21 protein-coding genes and 2 rRNA genes are annotated in these 23,006 nt (G+C 65.7%); 6 read left to right on the forward strand and 17 right to left on the reverse strand.

Annotated elements, in window-relative coordinates; all coding sequences use genetic code 11:
- Positions 1 to 46: 46 nt before the first annotated feature.
- The 3 genes from test1122_RS02050 to test1122_RS02060 all read right to left on the reverse strand — a co-directional run bounded on the left by test1122_RS02050 (position 47) and on the right by test1122_RS02060 (position 6,089).
- Positions 47 to 3,172 (reverse strand): 23S ribosomal RNA (locus test1122_RS02050).
- A gap of 310 nt (positions 3,173 to 3,482) precedes the next feature.
- Positions 3,483 to 5,015: ribosomal RNA gene (locus test1122_RS02055) — 16S ribosomal RNA — on the reverse strand.
- The 16S and 23S rRNA genes sit together here, the layout of an rRNA operon.
- 402 nt (positions 5,016 to 5,417) lie before the next feature.
- Positions 5,418 to 6,089, reverse strand: coding sequence for a DNA-3-methyladenine glycosylase (locus tag test1122_RS02060; protein WP_232267425.1), 672 nt, complete (start codon positions 6,087 to 6,089; stop codon positions 5,418 to 5,420).
- A 35-nt stretch (positions 6,090 to 6,124) separates the two neighbouring features.
- On the opposite strand from test1122_RS02060, the gene test1122_RS02065 reads away from it, so the two are divergent.
- Complete coding sequence (locus tag test1122_RS02065; RefSeq protein WP_232267426.1) at positions 6,125 to 6,907, forward strand: sporulation protein; 783 nt, start codon at positions 6,125 to 6,127, stop codon at positions 6,905 to 6,907.
- An 11-nt stretch (positions 6,908 to 6,918) separates the two neighbouring features.
- On the opposite strand, the gene test1122_RS02070 is transcribed toward test1122_RS02065, so the two are convergent.
- Both test1122_RS02070 and test1122_RS02075 read right to left on the reverse strand, forming a co-directional pair.
- On the reverse strand, positions 6,919 to 7,365 hold the full coding sequence (locus tag test1122_RS02070; RefSeq protein WP_232267427.1) for a barstar family protein: 447 nt from the start codon (positions 7,363 to 7,365) through the stop codon (positions 6,919 to 6,921).
- Positions 7,362 to 7,781 (reverse strand): guanyl-specific ribonuclease, encoded by a 420-nt coding sequence (locus tag test1122_RS02075; RefSeq protein ID WP_232267428.1) that lies wholly within the window; start codon positions 7,779 to 7,781, stop codon positions 7,362 to 7,364. Before test1122_RS02075 ends, test1122_RS02070 begins: the two co-directional genes overlap by 4 nt.
- An 80-nt stretch (positions 7,782 to 7,861) precedes the next feature.
- Here test1122_RS02075 and test1122_RS02080 point away from each other — a divergent pair, with 80 nt between their 5' ends.
- Both test1122_RS02080 and test1122_RS02085 read left to right on the forward strand, forming a co-directional pair.
- The gene (locus test1122_RS02080; protein WP_232267429.1) at positions 7,862 to 8,401 is read left to right on the forward strand and encodes a YbhB/YbcL family Raf kinase inhibitor-like protein; all 540 of its coding nucleotides are present in this window, start codon (positions 7,862 to 7,864) and stop codon (positions 8,399 to 8,401) included.
- 324 nt (positions 8,402 to 8,725) lie between these two features.
- Positions 8,726 to 9,235, forward strand: coding sequence for an HNH endonuclease (locus test1122_RS02085; RefSeq protein ID WP_232267430.1), 510 nt, complete (start codon positions 8,726 to 8,728; stop codon positions 9,233 to 9,235).
- A gap of 102 nt (positions 9,236 to 9,337) precedes the next feature.
- On the opposite strand, the gene test1122_RS02090 is transcribed toward test1122_RS02085, so the two are convergent.
- The 3 genes from test1122_RS02090 to test1122_RS02100 all read right to left on the reverse strand — a co-directional run bounded on the left by test1122_RS02090 (position 9,338) and on the right by test1122_RS02100 (position 11,640).
- Positions 9,338 to 10,273, reverse strand: a complete 936-nt coding sequence (locus test1122_RS02090) for an SPFH domain-containing protein (RefSeq protein WP_232267431.1) — start codon at positions 10,271 to 10,273, stop codon at positions 9,338 to 9,340.
- A 73-nt stretch (positions 10,274 to 10,346) separates the two neighbouring features.
- A complete protein-coding gene (locus tag test1122_RS02095) occupies positions 10,347 to 10,769 on the reverse strand; it encodes an NfeD family protein (RefSeq protein ID WP_232267432.1) in 423 nt (140 codons plus the stop codon).
- A gap of 79 nt (positions 10,770 to 10,848) precedes the next feature.
- Positions 10,849 to 11,640, reverse strand: coding sequence for an ABC transporter ATP-binding protein (locus tag test1122_RS02100; protein ID WP_232267433.1), 792 nt, complete (start codon positions 11,638 to 11,640; stop codon positions 10,849 to 10,851).
- A 118-nt stretch (positions 11,641 to 11,758) separates the two neighbouring features.
- On the opposite strand from test1122_RS02100, the gene test1122_RS02105 reads away from it, so the two are divergent.
- The gene (locus test1122_RS02105; protein ID WP_232267434.1) at positions 11,759 to 12,547 is read left to right on the forward strand and encodes a hypothetical protein; all 789 of its coding nucleotides are present in this window, start codon (positions 11,759 to 11,761) and stop codon (positions 12,545 to 12,547) included.
- A gap of 72 nt (positions 12,548 to 12,619) precedes the next feature.
- Here the strand turns inward: test1122_RS02105 and test1122_RS02110 are convergent, their stop codons facing one another.
- From test1122_RS02110 to test1122_RS02125, 4 genes are all read right to left on the reverse strand, one after another.
- Positions 12,620 to 12,859 carry a chaplin gene (locus test1122_RS02110; protein ID WP_232267435.1) on the reverse strand — a complete coding sequence of 80 codons (240 nt, stop codon included), beginning with the start codon at positions 12,857 to 12,859 and terminating at the stop codon, positions 12,620 to 12,622.
- Between the two features lie 196 nt (positions 12,860 to 13,055).
- Entirely contained in the window at positions 13,056 to 13,301 is a 246-nt protein-coding gene (locus test1122_RS02115; RefSeq protein WP_232267436.1) for a chaplin, read from the reverse strand.
- A 169-nt stretch (positions 13,302 to 13,470) separates the two neighbouring features.
- Positions 13,471 to 14,112 carry a response regulator gene (locus test1122_RS02120; RefSeq protein WP_232267437.1) on the reverse strand — a complete coding sequence of 214 codons (642 nt, stop codon included), beginning with the start codon at positions 14,110 to 14,112 and terminating at the stop codon, positions 13,471 to 13,473.
- Positions 14,105 to 15,244, reverse strand: a complete 1,140-nt coding sequence (locus test1122_RS02125) for a GAF domain-containing sensor histidine kinase (RefSeq protein WP_422396903.1) — start codon at positions 15,242 to 15,244, stop codon at positions 14,105 to 14,107. Before test1122_RS02125 ends, test1122_RS02120 begins: the two co-directional genes overlap by 8 nt.
- Before the next feature lie 332 nt (positions 15,245 to 15,576).
- On the opposite strand from test1122_RS02125, the gene test1122_RS02130 reads away from it, so the two are divergent.
- Positions 15,577 to 16,062, forward strand: a complete 486-nt coding sequence (locus test1122_RS02130) for a lytic transglycosylase domain-containing protein (RefSeq protein WP_232267438.1) — start codon at positions 15,577 to 15,579, stop codon at positions 16,060 to 16,062.
- Positions 16,063 to 16,143: 81 nt separating this feature from the next.
- Here test1122_RS02130 and test1122_RS02135 read toward each other — a convergent pair whose 3' ends face one another.
- Positions 16,144 to 18,726, reverse strand: a complete 2,583-nt coding sequence (locus test1122_RS02135) for an FHA domain-containing protein (protein WP_232267439.1) — start codon at positions 18,724 to 18,726, stop codon at positions 16,144 to 16,146.
- A 287-nt stretch (positions 18,727 to 19,013) separates the two neighbouring features.
- On the opposite strand from test1122_RS02135, the gene serB reads away from it, so the two are divergent.
- The gene (serB, locus tag test1122_RS02140) at positions 19,014 to 20,258 is read left to right on the forward strand and encodes a phosphoserine phosphatase SerB (protein ID WP_232267440.1); all 1,245 of its coding nucleotides are present in this window, start codon (positions 19,014 to 19,016) and stop codon (positions 20,256 to 20,258) included.
- 165 nt (positions 20,259 to 20,423) lie between these two features.
- On the opposite strand, the gene test1122_RS02145 is transcribed toward serB, so the two are convergent.
- The 4 genes from test1122_RS02145 to test1122_RS02155 all read right to left on the reverse strand — a co-directional run bounded on the left by test1122_RS02145 (position 20,424) and on the right by test1122_RS02155 (position 22,968).
- Positions 20,424 to 20,939: a SixA phosphatase family protein gene (locus test1122_RS02145; RefSeq protein WP_232267441.1), complete on the reverse strand. Its 516-nt coding sequence runs from the start codon at positions 20,937 to 20,939 to the stop codon at positions 20,424 to 20,426.
- A gap of 85 nt (positions 20,940 to 21,024) precedes the next feature.
- Positions 21,025 to 21,234: a hypothetical protein gene (locus tag test1122_RS02150; protein ID WP_232267442.1), complete on the reverse strand. Its 210-nt coding sequence runs from the start codon at positions 21,232 to 21,234 to the stop codon at positions 21,025 to 21,027.
- 298 nt (positions 21,235 to 21,532) lie between these two features.
- Positions 21,533 to 21,649, reverse strand: coding sequence for an SGM_5486 family transporter-associated protein (locus test1122_RS26540; RefSeq protein ID WP_277879787.1), 117 nt, complete (start codon positions 21,647 to 21,649; stop codon positions 21,533 to 21,535).
- A 17-nt stretch (positions 21,650 to 21,666) separates the two neighbouring features.
- A complete protein-coding gene (locus tag test1122_RS02155) occupies positions 21,667 to 22,968 on the reverse strand; it encodes a CynX/NimT family MFS transporter (RefSeq protein ID WP_232267443.1) in 1,302 nt (433 codons plus the stop codon).
- Positions 22,969 to 23,006 lie beyond the last annotated feature (38 nt).

The following is a 23,006-nucleotide window of genomic DNA, read 5'->3' on the forward strand; positions in this document are numbered from 1 at the left end:
AATAGCTGTTCGTTACCCGGGAACTACACAGTGGACGCGAGCAACTGCGGACAAGCCCTCGGCCTATTAGTACCAGTCAACTCCAACCGTTACCGGTCTTCCATATCTGGCCTATCAACCCAGTCGTCTACTGGGAGCCTTAACCCCTCATGGGGGAGGGAGTCCTCATCTCGAAGCAGGCTTCCCGCTTAGATGCTTTCAGCGGTTATCCTTTCCGAACGTAGCCAACCAGCCATGCCCTTGGCAGAACAACTGGCACACCAGAGGTCCGTCCGTCCCGGTCCTCTCGTACTAGGGACAGCCCTTCTCAAGACTCCTACGCGCACAGCGGATAGGGACCGAACTGTCTCACGACGTTCTAAACCCAGCTCGCGTACCGCTTTAATGGGCGAACAGCCCAACCCTTGGGACCGACTCCAGCCCCAGGATGCGACGAGCCGACATCGAGGTGCCAAACCATCCCGTCGATATGGACTCTTGGGGAAGATCAGCCTGTTATCCCCGGGGTACCTTTTATCCGTTGAGCGACGGCGCTTCCACAAGCCACCGCCGGATCACTAGTCCCGACTTTCGTCCCTGCTCGACCCGTCAGTCTCACAGTCAAGCTCCCTTGTGCACTTACACTCAACACCTGATTACCAACCAGGCTGAGGGAACCTTTGGGCGCCTCCGTTACCCTTTAGGAGGCAACCGCCCCAGTTAAACTACCCACCAGACACTGTCCCTGATCCGGATCACGGACCCAGGTTAGACATCCAGCACGACCAGAGTGGTATTTCAACAACGACTCCACCCATACTGGCGTACGGGCTTCACAGTCTCCCACCTATCCTACACAAGCCGAACCGAACACCAATATCAAGCTATAGTAAAGGTCCCGGGGTCTTTCCGTCCTGCTGCGCGAAACGAGCATCTTTACTCGTAATGCAATTTCACCGGGCCTATGGTTGAGACAGTCAAGAAGTCGTTACGCCATTCGTGCAGGTCGGAACTTACCCGACAAGGAATTTCGCTACCTTAGGATGGTTATAGTTACCACCGCCGTTTACTGGCGCTTAAGTTCTCAGCCTCGCCCACCCCGAAGAGTGAACTAACCGGTCCCCTTAACGTTCCAGCACCGGGCAGGCGTCAGTCCGTATACATCGCCTTACAGCTTCGCACGGACCTGTGTTTTTAGTAAACAGTCGCTTCTCGCTGGTCTCTGCGGCCACCCCCAGCTCAAGACGTAAAGTCCATCACCAGGTGTGGCCCCCCTTCTCCCGAAGTTACGGGGGCATTTTGCCGAGTTCCTTAACCATAGTTCACCCGAACGCCTCGGTATTCTCTACCTGACCACCTGAGTCGGTTTAGGGTACGGGCCGCCATGAAACATCGCTAGAGGCTTTTCTCGACAGCATAGGATCATCCACTTCACCACAATCGGCTCGGCATCAGGTCTCACCCTCGTGAGAGACGGATTTACCTATCTCTCGGGCTACACCCTTACCCCGGGACAACCACCGCCCGGGCTGGACTACCTTCCTGCGTCACCCCATCACTCATCTACTACAAGTCTGGTTCGCCGGCTCCACCACTCCCCTTCACCCGAAGGATCCAGGGCGGCTTCACGGACTTAGCATCGCTTGATTCGATGTTGGGCGCTTCAAAGCGGGTACCGGAATATCAACCGGTTATCCATCGACTACGCCTGTCGGCCTCGCCTTAGGTCCCGACTTACCCTGGGCAGATCAGCTTGACCCAGGAACCCTTAGTCAATCGGCGCACACGTTTCTCACGCATGTATCGCTACTCATGCCTGCATTCTCACTCGTGAACCATCCACAACTCGCTTACGCGGCTGCTTCACCCGGCACACGACGCTCCCCTACCCATCACAGTCCCCGTTAGAGGTATGTACTGCAATGACACGACTTCGGCGGTGTGCTTGAGCCCCGCTACATTGTCGGCGCGGAATCACTTGACCAGTGAGCTATTACGCACTCTTTCAAGGATGGCTGCTTCTAAGCCAACCTCCTGGTTGTCTCTGCGACTCCACATCCTTTCCCACTTAGCACACGCTTAGGGGCCTTAGTCGATGCTCTGGGCTGTTTCCCTCTCGACCATGGAGCTTATCCCCCACAGTCTCACTGCCGCGCTCTCACTTACCGGCATTCGGAGTTTGGCTAAGGTCAGTAACCCGGTAGGGCCCATCGCCTATCCAGTGCTCTACCTCCGGCAAGAAACACACGACGCTGCACCTAAATGCATTTCGGGGAGAACCAGCTATCACGGAGTTTGATTGGCCTTTCACCCCTAACCACAGGTCATCCCCCAGGTTTTCAACCCTGGTGGGTTCGGGCCTCCACGACCTCTTACAGCCGCTTCACCCTGCCCATGGCTAGATCACTCCGCTTCGGGTCTTGAGCATGCTACTCAAACGCCCTCTTAGGACTCGCTTTCGCTACGGCTCCCCCACACGGGTTAACCTCGCAACATACCGCAAACTCGCAGGCTCATTCTTCAAAAGGCACGCAGTCACGACGTTAAGCACAAGTACTTAACGCGACGCTCCCACGGCTTGTAGGCACACGGTTTCAGGTACTATTTCACTCCGCTCCCGCGGTACTTTTCACCATTCCCTCACGGTACTATCCGCTATCGGTCACCAGGGAATATTTAGGCTTAACGGGTGGTCCCGCCAGATTCACACAGGATTTCTCGGGCCCTATGCTACTTGGGTGTCGCACAAACAAGCCGTACAGATTTCAGCTACGGGGGTCTTACCCTCTACGCCGGGCCTTTCGCATGCCCTTCGCCTATCCATACGGTTTCTTACTTGCCCAGCCGCCGGCAGACGACTGAAGTACGATCCCACAACCCCGCATGCGCAACCCCTGCCGGGTATCACACACATACGGTTTAGCCTCATCCAGTTTCGCTCGCCACTACTCCCGGAATCACGGTTGTTTTCTCTTCCTGCGGGTACTGAGATGTTTCACTTCCCCGCGTTCCCTCCACATACCCTATGAGTTCAGGTACGGGTGACAGCCCATGACGACTGCCGGGTTTCCCCATTCGGACACCCCCGGATCACAGCTCGGTTGACAGCTCCCCGGGGCCTATCGCGGCCTCCCACGTCCTTCATCGGTTCCTGGTGCCAAGGCATCCACCGTGCGCCCTTAAAAACTTGGCCACAGATGCTCGCGTCCACTGTGCAGTTCTCAAACAACGACCAGCCACCCACCACCCCACCCCATACAGGACGAGTTCACTGGGACCGGCACCGAAGGAACGAGCAAAGCCCGCACCCTCAGACACCCAACAGCGTGCCCGACCGGCCCTCACACCCGCCTCGTTCCACACTCACAAGGAGCAGTACTAGAAGAAGGCCATGAAGATGCCAGCCGAGTAGTCAACGTTCCACCCATGAGCAACCAGCACCGGACACTCGCCGGTGTACTGGCCTCTGACCCAGCCGGAGCCGGGTAAGAAGTGCTCCTTAGAAAGGAGGTGATCCAGCCGCACCTTCCGGTACGGCTACCTTGTTACGACTTCGTCCCAATCGCCAGTCCCACCTTCGACGATTCCCTCCCCACAAGGGGGTTGGGCCACCGGCTTCGGGTGTTACCGACTTTCGTGACGTGACGGGCGGTGTGTACAAGGCCCGGGAACGTATTCACCGCAGCAATGCTGATCTGCGATTACTAGCGACTCCGACTTCATGGGGTCGAGTTGCAGACCCCAATCCGAACTGAGACCGGCTTTTTGAGATTCGCTCCACCTCACGGCATCGCAGCTCATTGTACCGGCCATTGTAGCACGTGTGCAGCCCAAGACATAAGGGGCATGATGACTTGACGTCGTCCCCACCTTCCTCCGAGTTGACCCCGGCAGTCTCCTGTGAGTCCCCACCACCCCGAAGAGCGTGCTGGCAACACAGAATAAGGGTTGCGCTCGTTGCGGGACTTAACCCAACATCTCACGACACGAGCTGACGACAGCCATGCACCACCTGTACACCGACCCAAAGGGGGGCACCATCTCTGATGCTTTCCGGTGTATGTCAAGCCTTGGTAAGGTTCTTCGCGTTGCGTCGAATTAAGCCACATGCTCCGCCGCTTGTGCGGGCCCCCGTCAATTCCTTTGAGTTTTAGCCTTGCGGCCGTACTCCCCAGGCGGGGAACTTAATGCGTTAGCTGCGGCACGGACGACGTGGAATGTCGCCCACACCTAGTTCCCAACGTTTACGGCGTGGACTACCAGGGTATCTAATCCTGTTCGCTCCCCACGCTTTCGCTCCTCAGCGTCAGTATCGGCCCAGAGATCCGCCTTCGCCACCGGTGTTCCTCCTGATATCTGCGCATTTCACCGCTACACCAGGAATTCCGATCTCCCCTACCGAACTCTAGCCTGCCCGTATCGAATGCAGACCCGGGGTTAAGCCCCGGGCTTTCACATCCGACGCGACAAGCCGCCTACGAGCTCTTTACGCCCAATAATTCCGGACAACGCTCGCACCCTACGTATTACCGCGGCTGCTGGCACGTAGTTAGCCGGTGCTTCTTCTGCAGGTACCGTCACCCGAAAGCTTCTTCCCTGCTGAAAGAGGTTTACAACCCGAAGGCCGTCATCCCTCACGCGGCGTCGCTGCATCAGGCTTCCGCCCATTGTGCAATATTCCCCACTGCTGCCTCCCGTAGGAGTCTGGGCCGTGTCTCAGTCCCAGTGTGGCCGGTCGCCCTCTCAGGCCGGCTACCCGTCGTCGCCTTGGTAGGCCATCACCCCACCAACAAGCTGATAGGCCGCGGGCTCATCCTGCACCGCCGGAGCTTTCCACACACATCAGATGCCTGAGTGTGTCGTATCCGGTATTAGACCCCGTTTCCAGGGCTTGTCCCAGAGTGCAGGGCAGATTGCCCACGTGTTACTCACCCGTTCGCCACTAATCCACCACCGAAGCGGCTTCATCGTTCGACTTGCATGTGTTAAGCACGCCGCCAGCGTTCGTCCTGAGCCAGGATCAAACTCTCCGTGAATGCTTCAATTCACGAGAGCGGCACCACCGGACGGAATAAGTCCGAGGTGCACAGCGTCCTCGCTGTAAATTTTTCTCAAAAGAACCTCATCCCCAGCAATGCGGGGGACGGGGTATCAACATATCTGGCGTTGACTTTTGGCACGCTGTTGAGTTCTCAAGGAACGGACGCTTCCTTCGGATCCCCGTTTTACCGGCTTTCCTCCGGGCGCTTCCCTTCGTGTGTCCACTACTTTAGCGGATTTCCCTGCGAGCTCCTAATCGAGCTTTTCAAGTCAGTTTTTGGCACACCAAAACTGACCCCGTCTGGGAATCGTAGGTAGTGGTTGGCCGCTTCAGGCTGCTTCCACTCGGCCTTGCGGTCGTTGTGGATGCCCTTCCTGCTCAAGCGGCTCGGACTACGTTAGGCGCCGTTCGCCCCTGCGTCAAGTCCCGTACGACGGCGACGGGGTTGGTGTGCCCGGTAGGGGCTCACCGTGGGGTCCCCGTCGATCCAGAAGCGCCACGGGTGGGTTGCGCCGTCGCCGCCCACCCCGGTGCGGGGGCCGCTGCGTACCCGTTCGCCCACGGGCTCGGCGCTCGTCAGGAGCCGGAGCGGGGCCTCCTCCTGGCCGCTGCATACATCGGCGCCGTTCAGCTGGCCGTCGACACCGAGCGCGGTGGCCAGCCGGGCCGGGCCCTTCGCCAGCTCGCTGTCGCTGCGGGCCTTCGGGCGACGCTTACGCGCGAGTTCCTTGCCGGTCAGCACCTCTCCGCCGCGGAGCAGGACCCCGCTGGCCGTCCCGTCCGTCTCGCAGACGATGTTGAGGCAGTGCCACATCCCGTAGGTGAAGTAGACATAGGCGTGGCCGGGCGGGCCGAACATGACGGCGTTGCGGTTGGTGGGTCCACGGAAGGCGTGCGATCCGGGGTCCCGCTCGCCCGCGTACGCCTCGACCTCCGTCAGCCGGAGCTCGATCGGTCCGTCGGGTGTCATACGGACCAGGATGTGGCCGAGCAGTTCTGGGGCTACGTCAAGGACGGGGCGGTCGAAGAAGGTGCGCGGGAGGGCAGTACGGTCACGGCCAGCGATCATGTCGCCGAGGGTACCGAGGGACGGGAAAGGACGAGATGGCCATCAAGAAACTGTTCGCGAGCGTGGGGTTCGGCGGAGCTTCGGTCGAGACACTGCTGGTCGAGCCCAATGTGCTGCCGGGCGGGGTCGTGCACGGGGAGGTGCGGATTCAGGGGGGTGCGGTCGCTCAGCGTATTCAGGGCCTCTCTGTCGGTTTGCAGGCGAAGGTGGAGGTGGAGAGCCAGGACGGCGAGGTACTGCGGAACATCGGGTTTCACCGCCAGCAGCTGGGTGGCGAGTTTGAGCTTCAGCCGGGGGCGACGCATGTGGTGCCCTTCGGGCTCAGCGTGCCGTGGGAGACACCCGTCACCATGTTCCTCGGCCAGCACCTGACCGGTACGCACATTGGTGTGACGACACAGCTCGACATCGCCCGGGCCGTCGACTCCGGCGATCTCGATCCGATCAATGTGCACCCGCTGCCTGCCCAGCAGGCGCTGCTGGACTCCTTCGGGGCTCTCGGCTTCCGGTTCAAGAACGCGGACATAGAGGAGGGCCGGGTGCGTGGAACGCGGCAGCAGCTCCCCTTCTACCAGGAGATCGAGTTCCACGCTCCGCCGCAGTACCGAGGGCTCAAGGAGGTCGAGCTGACGTTTGTCGCGGATGGCCAGGCGATGGATGTCGTGCTGGAAATGGACAAGAAGCCCGGCTTGTTCTCTGAGCACAGCGACTCCTACCGCTGTTTCCAGGTCGACCTGGCGAACTTCCAGCAGACCGACTGGACCGGCTACCTCAACCACTGGCTGGCAGAGGTGGGCGGCAGGCGCAGCTGGCTCTGACCCGGGCGGGATCAGCCCAGCAGAGCCGTCATCGGGATCTCCCGGGCCGACCAGTAGCCCGAGGCCGCGGCGAGGACCTCGGCGGCGGTGGTGGCGTCGCCGGGGGCCGCCTGTTCGAAGCCGTCCCAGTCGCGGGTGACCAGCAGGTAGCCGCGGGGCTCACCCCACCAGGACAGGTCCGTGAGGGAGTCGGCCAGCGCGTCCCAGTTGTGCCCGAACCAGTCGGGAAGCGCCAGCGCGCGTGCGCAGCGGTCAAGAAAGGCGGCCTTGTCCCGTACACCGCCCAGGTCGACGGCCGCACTGTGCCAGCCCGCGGCCCCCGCCGCTCCGAGCATCTCGGGCAGCTCCGTGTCAGGGGCGGCGGGCTGCCAACGGTAGATTCCGGGTGGCACGGAGCCGTCGAACACACCGGAGAGATCCGTGTCCGGCAGCTCGGGAAGATATACGGGGCTGGTCATGGTTGCACCACCGCCTTGAAGGTGTCGTAGTGGTCACTGGTGTAGTACCGCTCGCCGTTCTCGCCGGTGACGATGCGGCGAGCGCCACGGTCGCGGGAGCCAGGAGTGGGGACGGTGTACTCGCGGTAGTAGCCGCGGGCCTGTCGTGGAAGGCGGCGCTCGAAGTTGCCGAAGACGGTGCCGTCTTTCCGGTAGGGGAACGGTCCGCCGTCATCGATGAGCCGCAGGGTCTCCCGGGCTTGCTCGGGGAGCTGGTCCGGGGTGACGACCGCCATCCCGTGGGCCCAGGAGGGAGTGGCGATGGCGGTTGGGCTTTCGGCCACAGAACCGTTTGAGCCATCGGATCCGTTGGAGCCACAGCCGGTCAGCAGCAGCGCCAGCGCGGTCAGGAGAGCGAGCAGCGTCTTTCGTAGCACCCGGACATGGTCCCAGCCGTGGCGGCCGGGGATCGTTAGGCTGGCCGTTGCAGCGATTCGCGCGATCAGGAGGTTCCAACGTGACCGAGCAGAAGCGGCGCCCGCTCCCCCATGACTTCCATCCTCCGGTGCCGTCGTTCACGGTGGTCAGCGATGATGTGACCGAGGGGGAACGGCTGTCGGAGGCGCAGCTCCGCGCCGGGGGCGACACCTCGCCGCACCTGCGCTGGGAGGGGTTCCCGGAAGGCACGAAGAGCTTCGCTGTCACCTGCTTCGACCCGGACGCGCCAACCGGTAGTGGCTTCTGGCACTGGACGGTCTTCGACATTCCCGCTTCCGTGACCGAACTCCCCGCCGGGGCAGGCTCGGGTGACTTCAAGGGGCTGCCGGAGGGAGCTGTGCAGGTACGCAACGACTACGGCACCCAGGGCTTCGGCGGCGCCGCGCCGCCGGCCGGTGATGGACCGCACCGCTATGTCTTCACGGTGTACGCGGTGGACCGGGAGAAGCTCGGGCCGGACGCGGATGCTACGCCGGCCGTGGTTGGCTTCCATTTGCGGTTCAAGGCCATCGGGCGCGCCCAGCTGATCGGCGAGTACGAAGAGCTGGCCGAGGTCTGAGCCGGGGGTCCCTCAGCGAAAATCCGTTGCGCCCCGTCGTCCGGAAACGCACAGTGGTAGCCGGCAGTCGGCACCGCAGTGCGGAGGCGGCGGGGCGCGGGTGCGCCAGCCATCTGTCGGAGTCCGGCCGGGGGCCGGATGACCGCGTCGACTGCCTCTTATTCAAGCTGTCCCTTCAGCTGTCCCTTATTCAGGCTCTCTTCTTGCCGCTGGGCAGCGGCCACCTCCCGTACACCGTAAGGAAATTGCGTTGTCCACCGGATCGGGCACCGGCACAGTGGTGCCAACCCGCCATGGGGCGGGGCCGATGGTGAGGTGGACGGGATGCGCGAGACGTTGGTGCTCAACGCGAGCTTTGAGCCGCTGTCGACGGTGTCACTGCGGCGAGCTGTGGTGCTGGTGATGCAGGACAAGGCCGTCGTCGAACAGTCGCATCCTGGGCTGCGGGTGCGGGCTACCAGTATTGATCTTCCAGTGCCGCAGGTGATCAGGCTCTGCCGCTATGTCAGGGTGCCGTTCCGACAACGGGCGCCGTGGTCGCGGCGCGGTGTGCTGATACGTGACCGGCACCGGTGTGCGTACTGCGGACGGCGCGCGACCACGGTGGACCATGTGGTGCCGAAATCGCACGGTGGCGGCGACACCTGGCTCAATACGGTCGCGGCATGTCCGGAGGACAACCACCGCAAGGCCGACCGTACGCCCGCCCAGGCCGGAATGCGGTTGCTGGCCAAGCCCTTCGAGCCGACGCCGGCGGACACGTTGCTGCTGGCGCTGGGGCTGCGGGACGGTGAGACGCTGCCGGAGTGGCTGCCGCTGCCCACGCCCGCCTGAACTGACCTGGCCGCCCGGGCATGGCTGCGGCCCCGCTGCCGGAGCACCGGGGCGCAGCCATTCCCGTATGCGTACGCCTACGCATACGCATACGGGAAGCGGTCAGTCGATCGAGGGCCGCTCAGTGGATGGCTTGCTCATGCCGGGCCCATTGCCGCCGCCCGGTGCCCGGAAGCCGTCGAGTGCACCGCCGAGGCCCTTGAGGGCGTCGCCGATCTCGCTTGGCACGATCCACAGTTTGTTGGCGTCGCCCTCGGCGATCTTCGGCAGCATCTGGAGGTACTGGTACGACAGCAGCTTCTGGTCCGGGTCTCCGGCGTGGATGGACTCGAAGACCGTGCGGATGGCCTGTGCCTCACCCTCGGCGCGCAGCGCGGCGGCCTTGGCGTCACCTTCGGCACGCAGGATCTCGGACTGCTTGTGGCCTTCGGCCTGCAGGATCTCGGACTGCCGGACACCTTCGGCCTGGAGGATCGCGGCGCGCTTGTCCCGGTCGGCGCGCATCTGCTTCTCCATCGAGTCCTGGATGGAGGTGGGCGGCTCGATGGCCTTCAGCTCAACTCGGTTGACCCGGATGCCCCACTTGCCGGTGGCCTCGTCGAGGACGCCGCGCAGTGCCGCGTTGATCTCCTCCCGGGAGGTGAGGGTCCGCTCCAGGTCCATGCCACCAATGATGTTACGGAGAGTGGTGACGGTGAGCTGCTCGATCGCCTGGATGTAGCTGGCGACCTCATAGGTCGCGGCCCGGGCGTCGGTCACCTGGTAGTAGATCACCGTGTCGATGTTGACGACCAGGTTGTCCTGGGTGATCACCGGCTGCGGAGGGAAGGGCACGACCTGCTCACGGAGGTCGATGCGGTTGCGGACCGTATCGATGAACGGCACAACGATGTTGAGGCCCGCGTTCAGCGTGCGGGTGTAACGGCCGAAACGCTCCACAATGGCGGCGCTGGCCTGCGGAATCACCTGGATCGTCTTGATGAGTGCGATGAATACCAGCACCACCAGGATGATCAGCACGATGATGACGGCGTCCATCGTGTCCCCCTAGACGGTTAGTTGACTGTGACTGTGGGCTGTGACTGTGGGCTGTGCGGTGAGTCGGCGGCTATCACATCACGACAGCGGTCGCCCCGTCGATCTCCACGACATCGACCTGGCTGCCGGGTTCGTAGGCTTCGCCCGAGTCAAGTGCCCGTGCCGACCAGACCTCACCACCGAGCTTGATCCGGCCGCCGTTGCTGTCCACCCGTTCGAGTACGACCGCGTGCTGGCCCTTGAGCGCGTCGACGCCGCTCGCCAGCTCCGGGCGTTCGGCGCGCATGCGCTTCGCCACGGGGCGTACGACTACGATCAGCGCGGTCGATACGACAGCGAAAACCACCACTTGCGCTACGGGTCCCCCGCCAAGCCCGGCCGCGATCGCCCCCGCTGCAGCACCGACCGCCAGCATCCCGAATTCGGGCATGGCGGTCATGACCAGCGGGATTCCGAGCCCTACGGCGGCTACCAGCCACCACACCCATGCATCCACGAGGTCATGGTATGCGCGTAGCACCGCCAGGGACAGAGCGGGGAACGCAGCCCCGCTGGGTTCGGATCAGCGCCTGGTGTCAGCCCAGGGGCAGGCCGTTCGCGACCCAGCGGTCGCCACGGCGTTCGACTACGAGCGGCAGGCCGAAGCAGCGGGAGAGGTTGCTGGAGGTCATCTCGGTCTCCAGCGGTCCCGCCGCGAGCACCTTGCCCTGTCGGATCATCAGGACGTGGGTGAAGCCCGGAGCGATCTCCTCGACATGGTGGGTGACCATGATCATGGAGGGTGCGTAGGGGTCACGGGCGAGCCGTCCGAGGCGTCGTACCAGGTCCTCGCGGCCGCCCAGATCGAGTCCGGCCGCGGGCTCGTCCAGCAGGAGCAGCTCGGGGTCGGTCATCATCGCGCGGGCGATCTGGGTGCGCTTGCGCTCGCCCTCGGAGAGGGTGCCGAACTGGCGGTCCGGGAAGTCGCTCATGCCGAGCCGGTCCAGGAAGGCGCGGGCGCGCTCCTCGTCGACGGCGTCGTAGTGCTCATGCCAGTGGGCGGTCATCCCGTAGGCGGCGGTGAGCACCGTCTCCAGCACGGTCTGGGAGCGCGGCAGCTTCTCGGCCAGGGCACTGCCGGCCATGCCGATACGCGGGCGGAGCTCGAAGACGTCGACGCTGCCGAGCCGCTCGCCGAGGATGGTGGCGGTTCCGGTGGTCGGGAAGAGATAGCTGGAGGCGACATTGAGCAGCGTGGTCTTGCCGGCGCCGTTGGGGCCGAGGATGATCCAGCGCTCCCCTTCTTTGACCGACCAGGAGACCTCGTCCACCAGAGCCCGACCCTCGCGGACCACGGATACGTCCACCAGCTCCAGTACATCGCTCATGAGCGCGTTGTCTCCCATTGCAGTCGCGTGTGTCTATGCCTGTAGGCACGATCCCCAGGGCAAACCTACGCCACGCGTCCCGTGCTCCGGCCGCCAGGCTTGTCCCTAAGGTGGGGGGATGCTCGAGGAACCTCGTTCGGGGCGGTTGGCCGCCTGGGGAAACGCGCTGTTCGCCGGAGAGATCTCACCGGATGACGCGGCTTCGCGGATCGTCGCGGAGGACGCCGTACATCGGGTCGCCGGGCTGCCGGGCGAGTCGGCGCCGGTGGCGCTGACGCTGGCGTTGGGGCGGCTGCGGTCGTTGGGGGCGGTCGGATTGCGGGTGGCGCTGCCGGTGCCGGGGCACCCGCTGGGGCTGAGTGGGCCGCCGGAGTTCAATGCGCGGGCGCTGGACGCCGAGGAGGCGGTGCTCGTATCGGGCGCCGCGCTGGGGCTGGTGCCGGAGGTGTTCCAGGCGGGCCCGGAGGGTGACCTGCATGTGGAGACCGTCTGGCACTGTCTGCCGGTCCGGGAGGCGCCGCCCGCGGATGTGCCGTCGCTGGGCGAGGCCGAGCGGGAGCTGGCTCACGCCCTGCGGGAAACCACCGAGGCCCTGACGCGACTGGATGTGGCCGGTTCGGGCCCGGTGACACGAGCCGCGCTGGAGGCTTATCAGGCGCGGATGGAGGCCGGGCGGCAGCTGTTGGCGCCCGGGTATCCGCCACGTGCGGTACGGGTGCTGGAGCTGGCGCAGCGGGTGGCGGCGCTGATCGCCATCGCGCATGGGCCGGAGCATGGCGGCGCGGTGAGCGCGTCGGGGATCGCGGCACGCATGGAACTGCTGCGTCCGGTGGAGCGTACGGCGCGACGGGCGCAGGTGGCGGCGTATAACGCTTATGCGGAGGACCTGGAGCGCAGGCGCAGTTGAGCGTAAAATCGCGAAAGCCCCGCAGGAACCGGCTGTTCCGCGGGGCCTTCTTCGCTGCGTCGCTGCTGCGGCTCAGTCGTTGACGCACTTGTTCCCGAAGGTGGGGTTCAGGAGGCCGATGATGTTGATGGAGTTGCCACAGAGGTTGATCGGCACGTGAATCGGGACCTGAACGATGTTGCCGGAGATGACGCCCGGGGAGCCCACGGCATGGGCTTCGGCACCCGAGTCGGCGACTGCGGACCCAGCGGAGGTGCTAGCGGCGACGCCGGTAGCGGCGAGGGCGATAGCGACCTTCTTGGCAGCGTTCATGGGAAGTGTTCCTCCAGGTTACGGTCAACGACTCCAGCCGCGGAGCCACATGCTGAGAAACGCGGGAGCTTCCCCGATGACACGGGCCAGCGTCGCTAGCCGCCCATTCGGAGCATTAAGGCAGGAAACGAGGGTCGGCCCCCAGGCGTTGCCGTGGGGGCCGACGGGCGCGGCAGACGGTTCCGCGCCGCTGCGCTCACTTAGTAACGCACTTGTTCCCGAAGTGCGGGTTCAGAAGGCCAATGACCGAGAGGGTGTTGTCGCAGATGTTCGCCCCCACCGTGACCGGGATCTGAACGTTGTTACCGGAGGCAACACCGGGCGAGTGCTGGGCGTTGCCGTGGGCCTTCCCGCCATCGGTGGCGGAAGCGACACCAGCACCGGCTGCGACGAGCCCACCAGCCACCATCGTGATGGCCGTGACCTTCTTCAGGTTCTTCACTTTCTTGACCCTCCTTGCGATCGCTGCGACCAGTCGCCGCAGCACGCCATGGAAAACGGGCCGGGGCCGATCAGGATGCGCCGGTGGGGCGACAATCACACGACGGTATGAATCTCAGATAAGAACGCACCGAACCATTGCGGCTGTTCACTCCGTACGGCAGTGTTTGTCAGCTGGTCAGGCCGTGTCGGACCGCCCACAGCGCGGCCTGGGTCCGGTCCGCGACATCGAGCTTCATCAGGATGTTCGAGACATGTGTCTTGACCGTCTTCTCGGAGAGCACCAAGGCCCGCGCGATCTCCCGGTTGGAGCGGCCGTCCGCGATCAGCCCCAGCACCTCGCGCTCCCGGTCGGTCAGCGAACCACCCCTCCCCTGGCCTCCTGAGGCGCCCTCCTCAGCGAGCAGCGCCCCCGCCACCTCCGGTTGCAGCAGCACATGTCCGGCGTGCACGGAACGGATCGCGCCCGCCAGCGCGTCCGGGTCGACGTCCTTGTAGACATATCCCGCGGCGCCCGCGCGCAAGGCCGGGACAACGGTGCGCTGTTCGGTGAAGCTGGTGACGACCAGCACCCGGGCGGGATGGTTCAGTTCCCGGAGCCGGCGCAGCGCCTCGATGCCGTGGGTGCCGGGCATCTTCACATCCATCAAGACGACATCGGGGCGCAGTTCCTCGGCGCGGGCCACCCCCTCCGCGCCGTCGGACGCCTCGCCCACCACCTCGATATCGTCCTGGACTTCGAGGAATGTGCGCAGTCCGCGCCGTACGACCTGGTGGTCATCGACGAGCAGCACACGGATCCGGTCATTCACCGGGCACCTCCATCTCGATTACGGTGCCCTTGCCGGGCTCCGACACCACGGTCAGGGCGCCGCCGACCCCGCTGGCCCGGTCACGCATGGACACCAGGCCCAGATGACGTCCGGCCCGGCGGACCGCGATGGGGTCAAAGCCGCTGCCGTTGTCGGTCACACGCAGCACGACGTCGCCGTCGCGCCGGGTCAGGGCTACCCCGACCCGGCTGGCGGCGGAGTGTCGCAGGGCATTGTGCAGCGCCTCCTGTGCCACCCGCAGCAGCGCCTCTTCCTGAGCGGCGGGGAGCGCCCGTACGCCCTGACAGTCGAAGGTGACGGCGGCCGAGTGGGCACGGTCGAGTACCTGGATCTGGGTACGCAGGGTGGCGACGAGGCCGTCGTCCTCCAGAGCGGCGGGGCGCAGCTCGACCACGGCGGCGCGCAGCTCGTCGGCGGCCTCGGCGGCGAGCCCGGCGACTTGGTGCAGTTCGGCCTTGGCACGGTCCGGGTCGCGGTCGACCAGGGCCGCGGCGGCCTGAGCGGTGAGGCGCAGTGAGAAGAGCTTCTGAGCGACGGCGTCATGCAGCTCATGGGCGATACGGGCTCGCTCACCAGCGATGGTGAGTTCACGGCCGCGCTCATGGAGCCGGGCGTTGGTCAGCGCGATGGCGGCGTGCTCGGCGAGGATGCGCAGCAACGCCTCGTCCTCTTCGGTGAAGGCGCAGCCACCGGCCGGCTTGTCGCACCGCTTGTTGGCGAGGAAGAGCGCGCCCAGCACTTCGTCGCCGTCGGCGATCGGCATCCCGAGGAAGTCGGACATCTCGGGGTGAGCGGCGGGCCAGCCCTCGAAGCGGGGATCCTGGCGGACATCGGCGAGACGCTGTGGGGTGCCCTGCTGGAGCATCGCGGCGAGGATGCCGTGCTGGCGGGGCAGCGGGCCGATGGCCTTCCACTCTTCGTCGCTGACGCCGTCCACCACGAACTGGGCGAAGCCGCCGCGGTCGTCGGGGACGCCGAGCGCCGCGTATTCGGCGTCCAGGAGGTCGCGGGCGGAGCGGACGATCGTCTGGAGGACGTCGCGCACCTCGAGCTGCCGGTTCATGGCAAGGAGTGCGGCGCTGACAGCGGACAGCCCGGTTCTGAGCACCATGCTGATCACCGTACCGGCGCCTCCCCCAGCTGCCGCTGGGTGGTACACGGTCTGCCCCGTGGTGGCTACGACGGGTATCAGGGCGCGGACCCTCTGTCGGTCCCCAGCGGGGCGGATGTGAGACGGCACATAGGGCCCACATCACTTACGAAACCGCGTAGTGGAGAAAAGCGGGCATTTCAGCCCAGCAGCCCTTTAAGAGGAGCTCCGACTGGGGCGGTTCCACTAGACAAGGTAGTAAATGTCCTCTTTGCCCTCTGTCTTTTGACTCGCTAACAATGTCTGGCGGCGCAGGGAGCCTGCGTCAAGGCAACCGGAAGGTCCCCTCCTCTATGCCCGTCCATACCGCTCCCCTCTCCCGCCGTCAGACCCGGGCCCGTAAGGCCGCCGTAGGTTTCACCACCGTCGGCGCCGTGACCCTGGCCTTCTCGGCCCTCACGGGAACGGCACACGCGCAGCCGCAGGCGGACAAGGGCCGCTCAGCGCAGCAGACCGCGAGCCTCTCCGCTGAGCTCGCGGCCGCCTCCTCCGGCGATTCGAAGAAGATCGCCAAGAAGCTGATCGGCAACCGGACCCAGTACCAGTGCTTCGCCAAGATCGTGGAGCACGAGAGCGGCTGGGACCACACCGCGCGCAACTCCAGCAGCGGCGCCTACGGTCTGGTCCAGGCGCTGCCCGCCACCAAGATGGCCTCGGCCGGCTCCGACTGGCGGACCAACCCGGCCACCCAGATCAAGTGGGGCATGGACTACATGAAGGACCGCTACGGAAGCCCGTGTGACGCCTGGTCCTTCTGGCAGAAGAACAACTGGTACTGATCGCGCACCGCGCCCCCATACGCCGAGGGCGGTGGCGCCCCGGTCCGGGGGGCCACCGCCCCCTCGTATGGCGTGAGACGGCTACTTACGCATGACCTCCGGCTCGTGGCGGCGCAGGAAGCGCGCCACGACGACACCGCAGAGCACGGCCATGGTGAGCAGCACACCCATATTGAGGAGCCACTGGCTCACCTCGTGCTCCCACAGCGGATCCGGATTCCCCCGCTCCCAGGGCAGCAGAACGTTGAGCTGCACGGTGTTGCCCATACCGGCGACCGCCCAGCGCGAGGGCATCAGCCAGACCAGCTGCTCCACCCCGACCTTGTCGTGGATCTGGAACAGCACTCCGGTGAAGACCACCTGGACGATGGCGAACATGACCAGCAGCGGCATGGTCTTCTCGGCGGTCTTGACCAGCGACGAGATGATCAGGCCGACCATCATCGAGGCAAGACCCAGAGCGATGACGACCAGGGTCATCTCCACGGCCGGGGAGCCGGTGAAGAGCACGCCCTCAGCGGGCATCTTCCGGGGCAGGAAGCCGATGCCACAGATGATCACGCCCTGCAGGGCAGTGATCAGACCGAGCACGATCACCTTGGACATCAGATACGCGGACCGGGACAGGCCGGTCGCCCGTTCCCGTTCGTAGATGACCCGTTCCTTGATCAGCTCACGGACCGAGTTGGCGGCGGCGGAGAAGCACATACCGACCGCGAGGATCAGCAGGATGGTGCTGGCGTCCCGGTTGGTGAAGCCCGTCCGCTGCGGGCCGAAGCCCAGGCCGTGGTCGGAGGGGATCACGACGCTCACCACGCCGAGGACGGCGGGCAGGATCAGCATCAGCGCCATAAAGCCGCGGTCGGAGGCGATGACCGAGGCGTAGCGGCGCATCAGGGTCCACAGCTGGGAGCCCCAGCTCTGCGGCTTGCGCAGCCGGGTCTGCTGTTGCTGCCACTGCACCGGCTGCGGGGCGACGGCGTCGATGTCCGCGGCGTACATCTGGTAGTGCTCCGAGCCGCGCCAGCGGCTCATCCAGTCGTAGTCGCGGTAGTTCTCGAAGGCGGAGAAGACATCCGCCCAGGAGCCATAGCCGAAGAAGTTCAGCGCCTCCTCCGGCGGCCCGAAGTAGGCCACGCCGCCACCGGGTGCCATCACCAGCAGCCGGTCGCACAGCTGAAGCTCGGCCACCGAGTGGGTGACGACGAGGACGGTGCGGCCGTCGTCGGCCAGGCCCCGCAGCAGCTGCATCACATCGCGGTCCATGCCCGGGTCGAGGCCGGAGGTCGGCTCGTCCAGGAAGATCAGCGATGGTTTGGTCAGCAGCTCAAGGGCGACGGAGACCCGCTTGCGCTGGCCTCCGGAGAGGGAGTTGATCTTCTTGTCCGCATGGATGTCGAGCTTCAGCTCCGCGAGGACTTCCTCGACCCTGGCGTTGCGCTCGGCCTCGGCGACATCGCCGGGGAAGCGGAGCTTGGCGGCGTAGCGCAGCGCGGTACGGACCTTCAGGGCGGTATGCAGGATGTCGTCCTGCGGGACCAGGCCGATGCGGTGCCGCAGCTCGGCGAACTGCGTATACAGATTCCGGTTGTCGTAAAGGACTTCGCCCTGATTGGCGGGGCGGTAGCCGGTGAGCGCCTTGAGCAGGGTGGACTTGCCGGATCCGGAGGGGCCGATGACGCCGATGACGGACTTCTCGGGGACGCCGAAGGAGACGTCGTTGAGGATCGTTACGCCGTCGCCCACCTGCACGGTCAGATGGCGGGCCGCGAAGGAGACCTCACCGGTGTCGACGAACTCCTCAAGCCGGTCGCCGACCAGCCGGAAGGTGGAGTGGCCGATGCCGACGATGTCGCTGGGGCCGATCTGCTGACGGCCGTTCTTCGGCAGCTGCTGACCGTTGACGTACGTACCGTTGTGGCTGCCGAGGTCATGGATCTCGTAGCGGCCGTCGGGGCTGGCCTGGAACTCGGCGTGCAGCCGGGAGACCTGCAGGTCGGAGACGACCAGCTCATTCTCCAGCGCACGACCGATACGCATCACACGGCCGAGCGAGAGCTGGTGGAAGGTGGTCGGGCTGCGGTCGCCGTTCCTGCCCTGCGGCGGCGTGCCCTGCTGGGGCATTCCCTGTGGCGGTATGCCCTGGCCGCCGCCCTTCTGGGGTGGCACAGCGGCCTGCTGCGGCGGCTGTGCCTGCTGCCACGCAGCGGGCTGCTGGGGTGGCTGGGCCTGCGGATACTGGACTTGCTGGGGGTGCTGGGGGTGCGGCGGCTGCTGGGGCCAGCCAGCCTGCCCAGCCTGCGGCTGCGGTTGCTGCGGTTGCGGTTGCTGCTGCGGAGGGACGGCAGGGGCCTGCTGCTGGGCCATCGCGGCGGAGCCGGTGAGGCTCAACCGCGGGCCATCAGTGGCGTTGCCCAGATTCACCGTCGTGCCCGGGCCGATCTCCATCTGCTGGATCCGCTGGCCATGCACATACGTGCCGTTGGTGCTGCCATGGTCCTCAATGATCCAACTGCGCCCGCCCCAGCGCACGGTAGCGTGCCGCCACGAGACTCTGGCGTCCTCCACCACGAGATCACCCTGCGGATCGCGGCCCAGGGTGTACGACCGGGACGGGTCCAACGCCCAGGTCTGTCCGTTCAGTTCCAGTACGAGTTCCGGCACTCCATGCCCCACAAAGTTGTCCCCCGAGCTACTCCCGGCGAAGGGAGTCTAGGGATGGCGAACATCGTGGGGCACTATTCCAGGCTCCGCCGCCGAACAGGAAGTCACCCCGGAGGAAGCACCTCGCCGGACTCCACCGAGTCGCCGGAAACCACCTGCCAATCGACAACCCGACCATTGGCCGAAAACCGAATGAATGGGTACATTCCACCTACGAGAGACTGTGCTGTCCGAGGTACGGACAGGCGTACGAGGCGTATGCGGCTCCCGATACCGTTGGATATACCATGAGCGCATCGCAGACCCCCCTGCCTCCCACCGGCGTGCCCGGTGAGGACACTCCCACTCTCCTGGTCAAGATCTTTGGCAAGGACCGCCCTGGCATCACCGCGGGACTATTCGACACCCTGGCCGCCTACTCATTGATCGTCGTGGACATCGAGCAGGTGGTCACCCGGGGCCGTATCACCCTGTGCGCGCTGGTCACCGCGCCGACCGGGCAAGGCAGCGGCACCACCGAGGGCGCGCTGCGGGCCACCGTGCACAGCTGGGCCGAGTCCATGAAGCTGCAAGCGGAGATCATTTCCGGCCGGGGCGACAACCGCCCGCGCGGCAGCGGACGTTCACATGTCACCGTGCTCGGCCACCCGCTGACGACCCAGTCCACGGCTGCCATCGCGGGCTGTATCACTGGTATCGGCGGCAACATCGACCGTATCTTCCGACTGGCCAAGTACCCGGTGACCGCGATGGAGTTCGAGGTCTCGGGTGCCGAGACCGGGCTGCTGCGCACCGCGCTGGCAACCGAGTCGGCGGCCCTCGGAGTGGATGTGGCCGTCGTCGCCTCCGGGCTGCAGCGCCGCGCACAGCGGCTGGTCGTGATGGATGTGGACTCCACCCTCATCCAGGACGAGGTCATCGAGCTCTTCGCGGCGCACGCGGGCTGCGCCGACAAGGTCGCCGAGATCACCACCGCCGCGATGCGCGGTGAACTGGACTTCGAGCAGTCCCTGCACGCGCGGGTGGCGCTGCTCGCCGGGCTGGACGAGTCCGTCGTGGACGAGGTACGGACCGAGGTCCGGCTCACCCCCGGTGCCCGCACGCTCGTCCGTACCCTCAAGCGGCTCGGCTATCAGGTGGGGGTCGTCTCGGGTGGTTTCACCCAGGTCACCGATGATCTCCAGGACAAGCTCGGGCTGGACTTCGCCTCAGCCAACACCCTTGAGATCAAGGACGGGAAGCTGACCGGCCAGGTCACCGGGGAGATCGTGGACCGGGCCGGGAAGGCCCGGCTGCTGCGCCGCTTCGCCGAGCAGGCCGGGGTACCGCTGGCACAGACGGTGGCGATCGGCGATGGCGCCAACGATCTGGACATGCTCAACGCGGCGGGCCTCGGTGTCGCCTTCAACGCCAAGCCGCTGGTGCGCGAGGCCGCGCACACCGCCGTCAATGTGCCCTTCCTGGACACCGTGCTCTATCTGCTGGGCATCACCCGCGAGGAAGTCGAGGCAGCGGCCACCCACGAACAGTGACCCGCTACGGGGTTTGCCGGAGCGCCTGGGCTGGTGTGGGTGGTGGGTTGCGTAGAGAGCCGGGCCTACCTCCAAAACCCCAGCGACGTGGGCAGTCAGGAGCGCCTGGGGGCGTTTCGGCGCCAGCGGGGGGTGGGCACTCGGGCCTCCCCAAGGAAGGCCGGGCTACCGCGGGGTCCAGTACTCGGCCAGCCGGGCGGCACCGGGCTCAAGGGACTTCCAGGAGCCGTTGAAGGTCAGCACGGCCATGGCGGAGGTGGGAAATCCACGTTGGCTCATCCGGGCCGCGGCACCACTCTGGCTCTCGCCTGGCAGCACCTCGGCCAGCCCCTGGATGCCGGGGTTATGGCCGATGATGAGCAGGTCCTTGACCTCGTCGGAGATCTCGTTGATCACTGCGATCAGCTCACCGGGAGAAGCGTCGTAGATCCGCTTCTCGTAGACGGTCTTGGGGCGCTGCGGTAGTTGGTGAACCACCAGTTTCCAGGTCTCGCGAGTCCGGGCAGCGGTGGAGCAGAGGGTGAGATCGGGGGTGATGCCCTGGGCGGCGAGCCAGTCACCGGCGACCGGGGCGTCCTTGCGTCCTCGCTCCGCGAGTGGCCGCTCATGATCAGCCACCTGGGGCCAGTCGGCCTTGGCGTGTCGGAGAAGGACGATCCTGCGGGGCACATCGACGCTCATGCTCCCCAGCTTCCCATGAAACCCGCCACAGGGCTCGGGGTGTTGAGGCTGCTCCCCGGCACGGGTGATACGCCAGTACAGGAGATCAGCTCCCCAGCGACTGCTGGAGGTATCCCAGGAACTGGGCGACCGGCAGGCCGACGGCGTCGTTGGCCCGGGCCTCACCACCACCGACGGACAGCGCCAGCAGCACGGCAAAGACGGTCACCGGAAGCACGACGGCCCACCAGCGCAACCGCTTACCCACACCGCTGGCCGCCGGGCAGGAGGTCCGCGTGTGCGCACGGGCCGTCATGGAACTCGCCTCCGTCAGCTTCGTCGATCTTCGAGCGGTGTACCTCGAAGTTACGGAAGCGCGGGAGGCGTTCCCATCCGGTGAACCACCCACTTACCCCGGAGCCCACCCCCTAGGGAACAGTGGTGCCAGCCCCCGGGCAACAATGACTACGGGCCATGAAACCCGAACCATCAATTGAGCCACCCCAACGACGAGCAACCAGGTCCGCGAAAGCGGCTGGGGGCACCTCCCTGGGGGCACCTCCCAGCGGTAGCTGGGGAAGGAGTCTGGGGGAGATTTAGCCGCAAAGGCTGGCTCAGGGGGCGGCGATGGCGGCGATCACGCCGATGAGGACGGTGATACCGATCATCGCCCCGAAGACCATCAGCAGCTTCTTCTGTCCGTTGCCGGGATTGGGATCGAGCACTGGCATACGGCCCAGTGTCGCATTCAGTCGCCGTCCTCGACGCAGCGGTCCCGCCCCGCGAAGACACCGACCGTAATCTGGGCGAGCATCAGCGTCACCAGCAAGGTGAGCGGGGCATGCCAGCCGCCGCTGCTGTCATGCAGCGCGCCGACCAGGAGCGGCCCGGGAATGGCGAGCAGATAGCCGGTGCCCTGTACGAAGGCGGAGAGCTTGGCGACCCCGGCGCTGCTTCGCGCCCGCATGCCGATCATGGTCAGTACGAGCGGAAAGGCACAGTTGGAGACACCGAGCAGCAGCGCCCAAGCCCAGGCACCACCGGCCGGGGCCAGCCAGAGCCCGGCGTACGCGCTCAGACCGCACAGCCCGAGGACAACAACGATCGGCCCCTGGTGGCTGAGCCGGGCGGCGATCCGGGGCAGCACGAAGGAGAGCGGGACTCCCAGTCCCATGGTGACCGCGAGCAGTACCCCGGCGGTGACGGCGGGGACCCCGGCGTCCCGGAAGATCTGCGGCAGCCAGCCGAGGGTGACGTAGGCGGCGGTGGCCTGGAAGCCGAAGAAGACACCGAGCGCCCAGGCGGTGGTGGAGCGGGTGATCGGAACCGGCACCGTTTCCGCGGTTACCGGCCGGGAGTCGGCCCGCGGGATCTCGCGGGCCGTACGGCTGCGCAGCAGCACGCCGGTCCAGGGCAACACGGCGAGCGCGGCCAGGAGCGCCCAGAGGCCGAGACCGACGCGCCAACTGCCGCCCAGCGCCTGGGCCACAGGAACGGTCAGCGCGGCCGCGGCCGCGGTGCCCAGGGCCAGCGACATGGAGTAGAGCCCCGTCATGGTGCCGACCCGGTCCGGGAACCAGCGCTTGACGATCACGGGCATCAGCACATTGCTGACCGCTATACCGGCCAGTGCGAGGGCGCTGGTGAGCAGGAAGACCACGGTGCCGCCCGCCAGCGGGCGCAGTGCCAGACCAGCGGTGATCGCCGCCATTCCGGCGAGCACCACGGCGGCGGGGCCCCAGCGGCGGGCCAGTCGGGGCGCGACGCCGCCGAACAGCGCGAAGCACAGTGCCGGCATCGAGGTGAGCAGACCCGCGACGGTGCCGCTCATCCCCAGGGCGTCCCGGGCCTCCGCCAGCAGTGGACCGAGTCCGGCAACGGCCGGACGGAGATTGAGGGCTGCCAGGATGAGGCCGACGAGCACAAGGCGGAGGGTCCAGGGCGAGGAAGCGACAGCCGCCGCACGGCCCCGGCTCGCTGCCGGGCCGTCGGAGCCGGCGGATGTGTCGTGCGTGAGCTGGTCGTGCGTGAGCTGGTCGTCCCTGGCCATGGCGGCCATCATAGAATCATAGGATGTATTACCGCCAA

This window comes from Streptomyces gobiensis (assembly GCF_021216675.1).
Classification (GTDB): domain Bacteria; phylum Actinomycetota; class Actinomycetes; order Streptomycetales; family Streptomycetaceae; genus Streptomyces; species Streptomyces gobiensis.

Bases quoted from the DNA above. Each gene is read 5' to 3' on its own strand.
- test1122_RS02060 (WP_232267425.1), bottom strand. From the start codon at position 6,089: ATGATCGCTGGCCGTGACCGTACTGCCCTCCCGCGCACCTTCTTCGAC.
- test1122_RS02065 (WP_232267426.1), top strand. From the start codon at position 6,125: ATGGCCATCAAGAAACTGTTCGCGAGCGTGGGGTTCGGCGGAGCTTCG.
- test1122_RS02070 (WP_232267427.1), bottom strand. From the start codon at position 7,365: ATGACCAGCCCCGTATATCTTCCCGAGCTGCCGGACACGGATCTCTCC.
- test1122_RS02085 (WP_232267430.1), top strand. From the start codon at position 8,726: ATGCGCGAGACGTTGGTGCTCAACGCGAGCTTTGAGCCGCTGTCGACG.
- test1122_RS02090 (WP_232267431.1), bottom strand. From the start codon at position 10,273: ATGGACGCCGTCATCATCGTGCTGATCATCCTGGTGGTGCTGGTATTC.
- test1122_RS02100 (WP_232267433.1), bottom strand. From the start codon at position 11,640: ATGAGCGATGTACTGGAGCTGGTGGACGTATCCGTGGTCCGCGAGGGT.
- test1122_RS02105 (WP_232267434.1), top strand. From the start codon at position 11,759: ATGCTCGAGGAACCTCGTTCGGGGCGGTTGGCCGCCTGGGGAAACGCG.
- test1122_RS02110 (WP_232267435.1), bottom strand. From the start codon at position 12,859: ATGAACGCTGCCAAGAAGGTCGCTATCGCCCTCGCCGCTACCGGCGTC.
- test1122_RS02125 (WP_422396903.1), bottom strand. From the start codon at position 15,244: ATGGTGCTCAGAACCGGGCTGTCCGCTGTCAGCGCCGCACTCCTTGCC.
- test1122_RS02130 (WP_232267438.1), top strand. From the start codon at position 15,577: ATGCCCGTCCATACCGCTCCCCTCTCCCGCCGTCAGACCCGGGCCCGT.
- serB (WP_232267440.1), top strand. From the start codon at position 19,014: ATGAGCGCATCGCAGACCCCCCTGCCTCCCACCGGCGTGCCCGGTGAG.
- test1122_RS02145 (WP_232267441.1), bottom strand. From the start codon at position 20,939: ATGAGCGTCGATGTGCCCCGCAGGATCGTCCTTCTCCGACACGCCAAG.
- test1122_RS02150 (WP_232267442.1), bottom strand. From the start codon at position 21,234: ATGACGGCCCGTGCGCACACGCGGACCTCCTGCCCGGCGGCCAGCGGT.
- test1122_RS26540 (WP_277879787.1), bottom strand. From the start codon at position 21,649: ATGCCAGTGCTCGATCCCAATCCCGGCAACGGACAGAAGAAGCTGCTG.
- test1122_RS02155 (WP_232267443.1), bottom strand. From the start codon at position 22,968: ATGGCCAGGGACGACCAGCTCACGCACGACCAGCTCACGCACGACACA.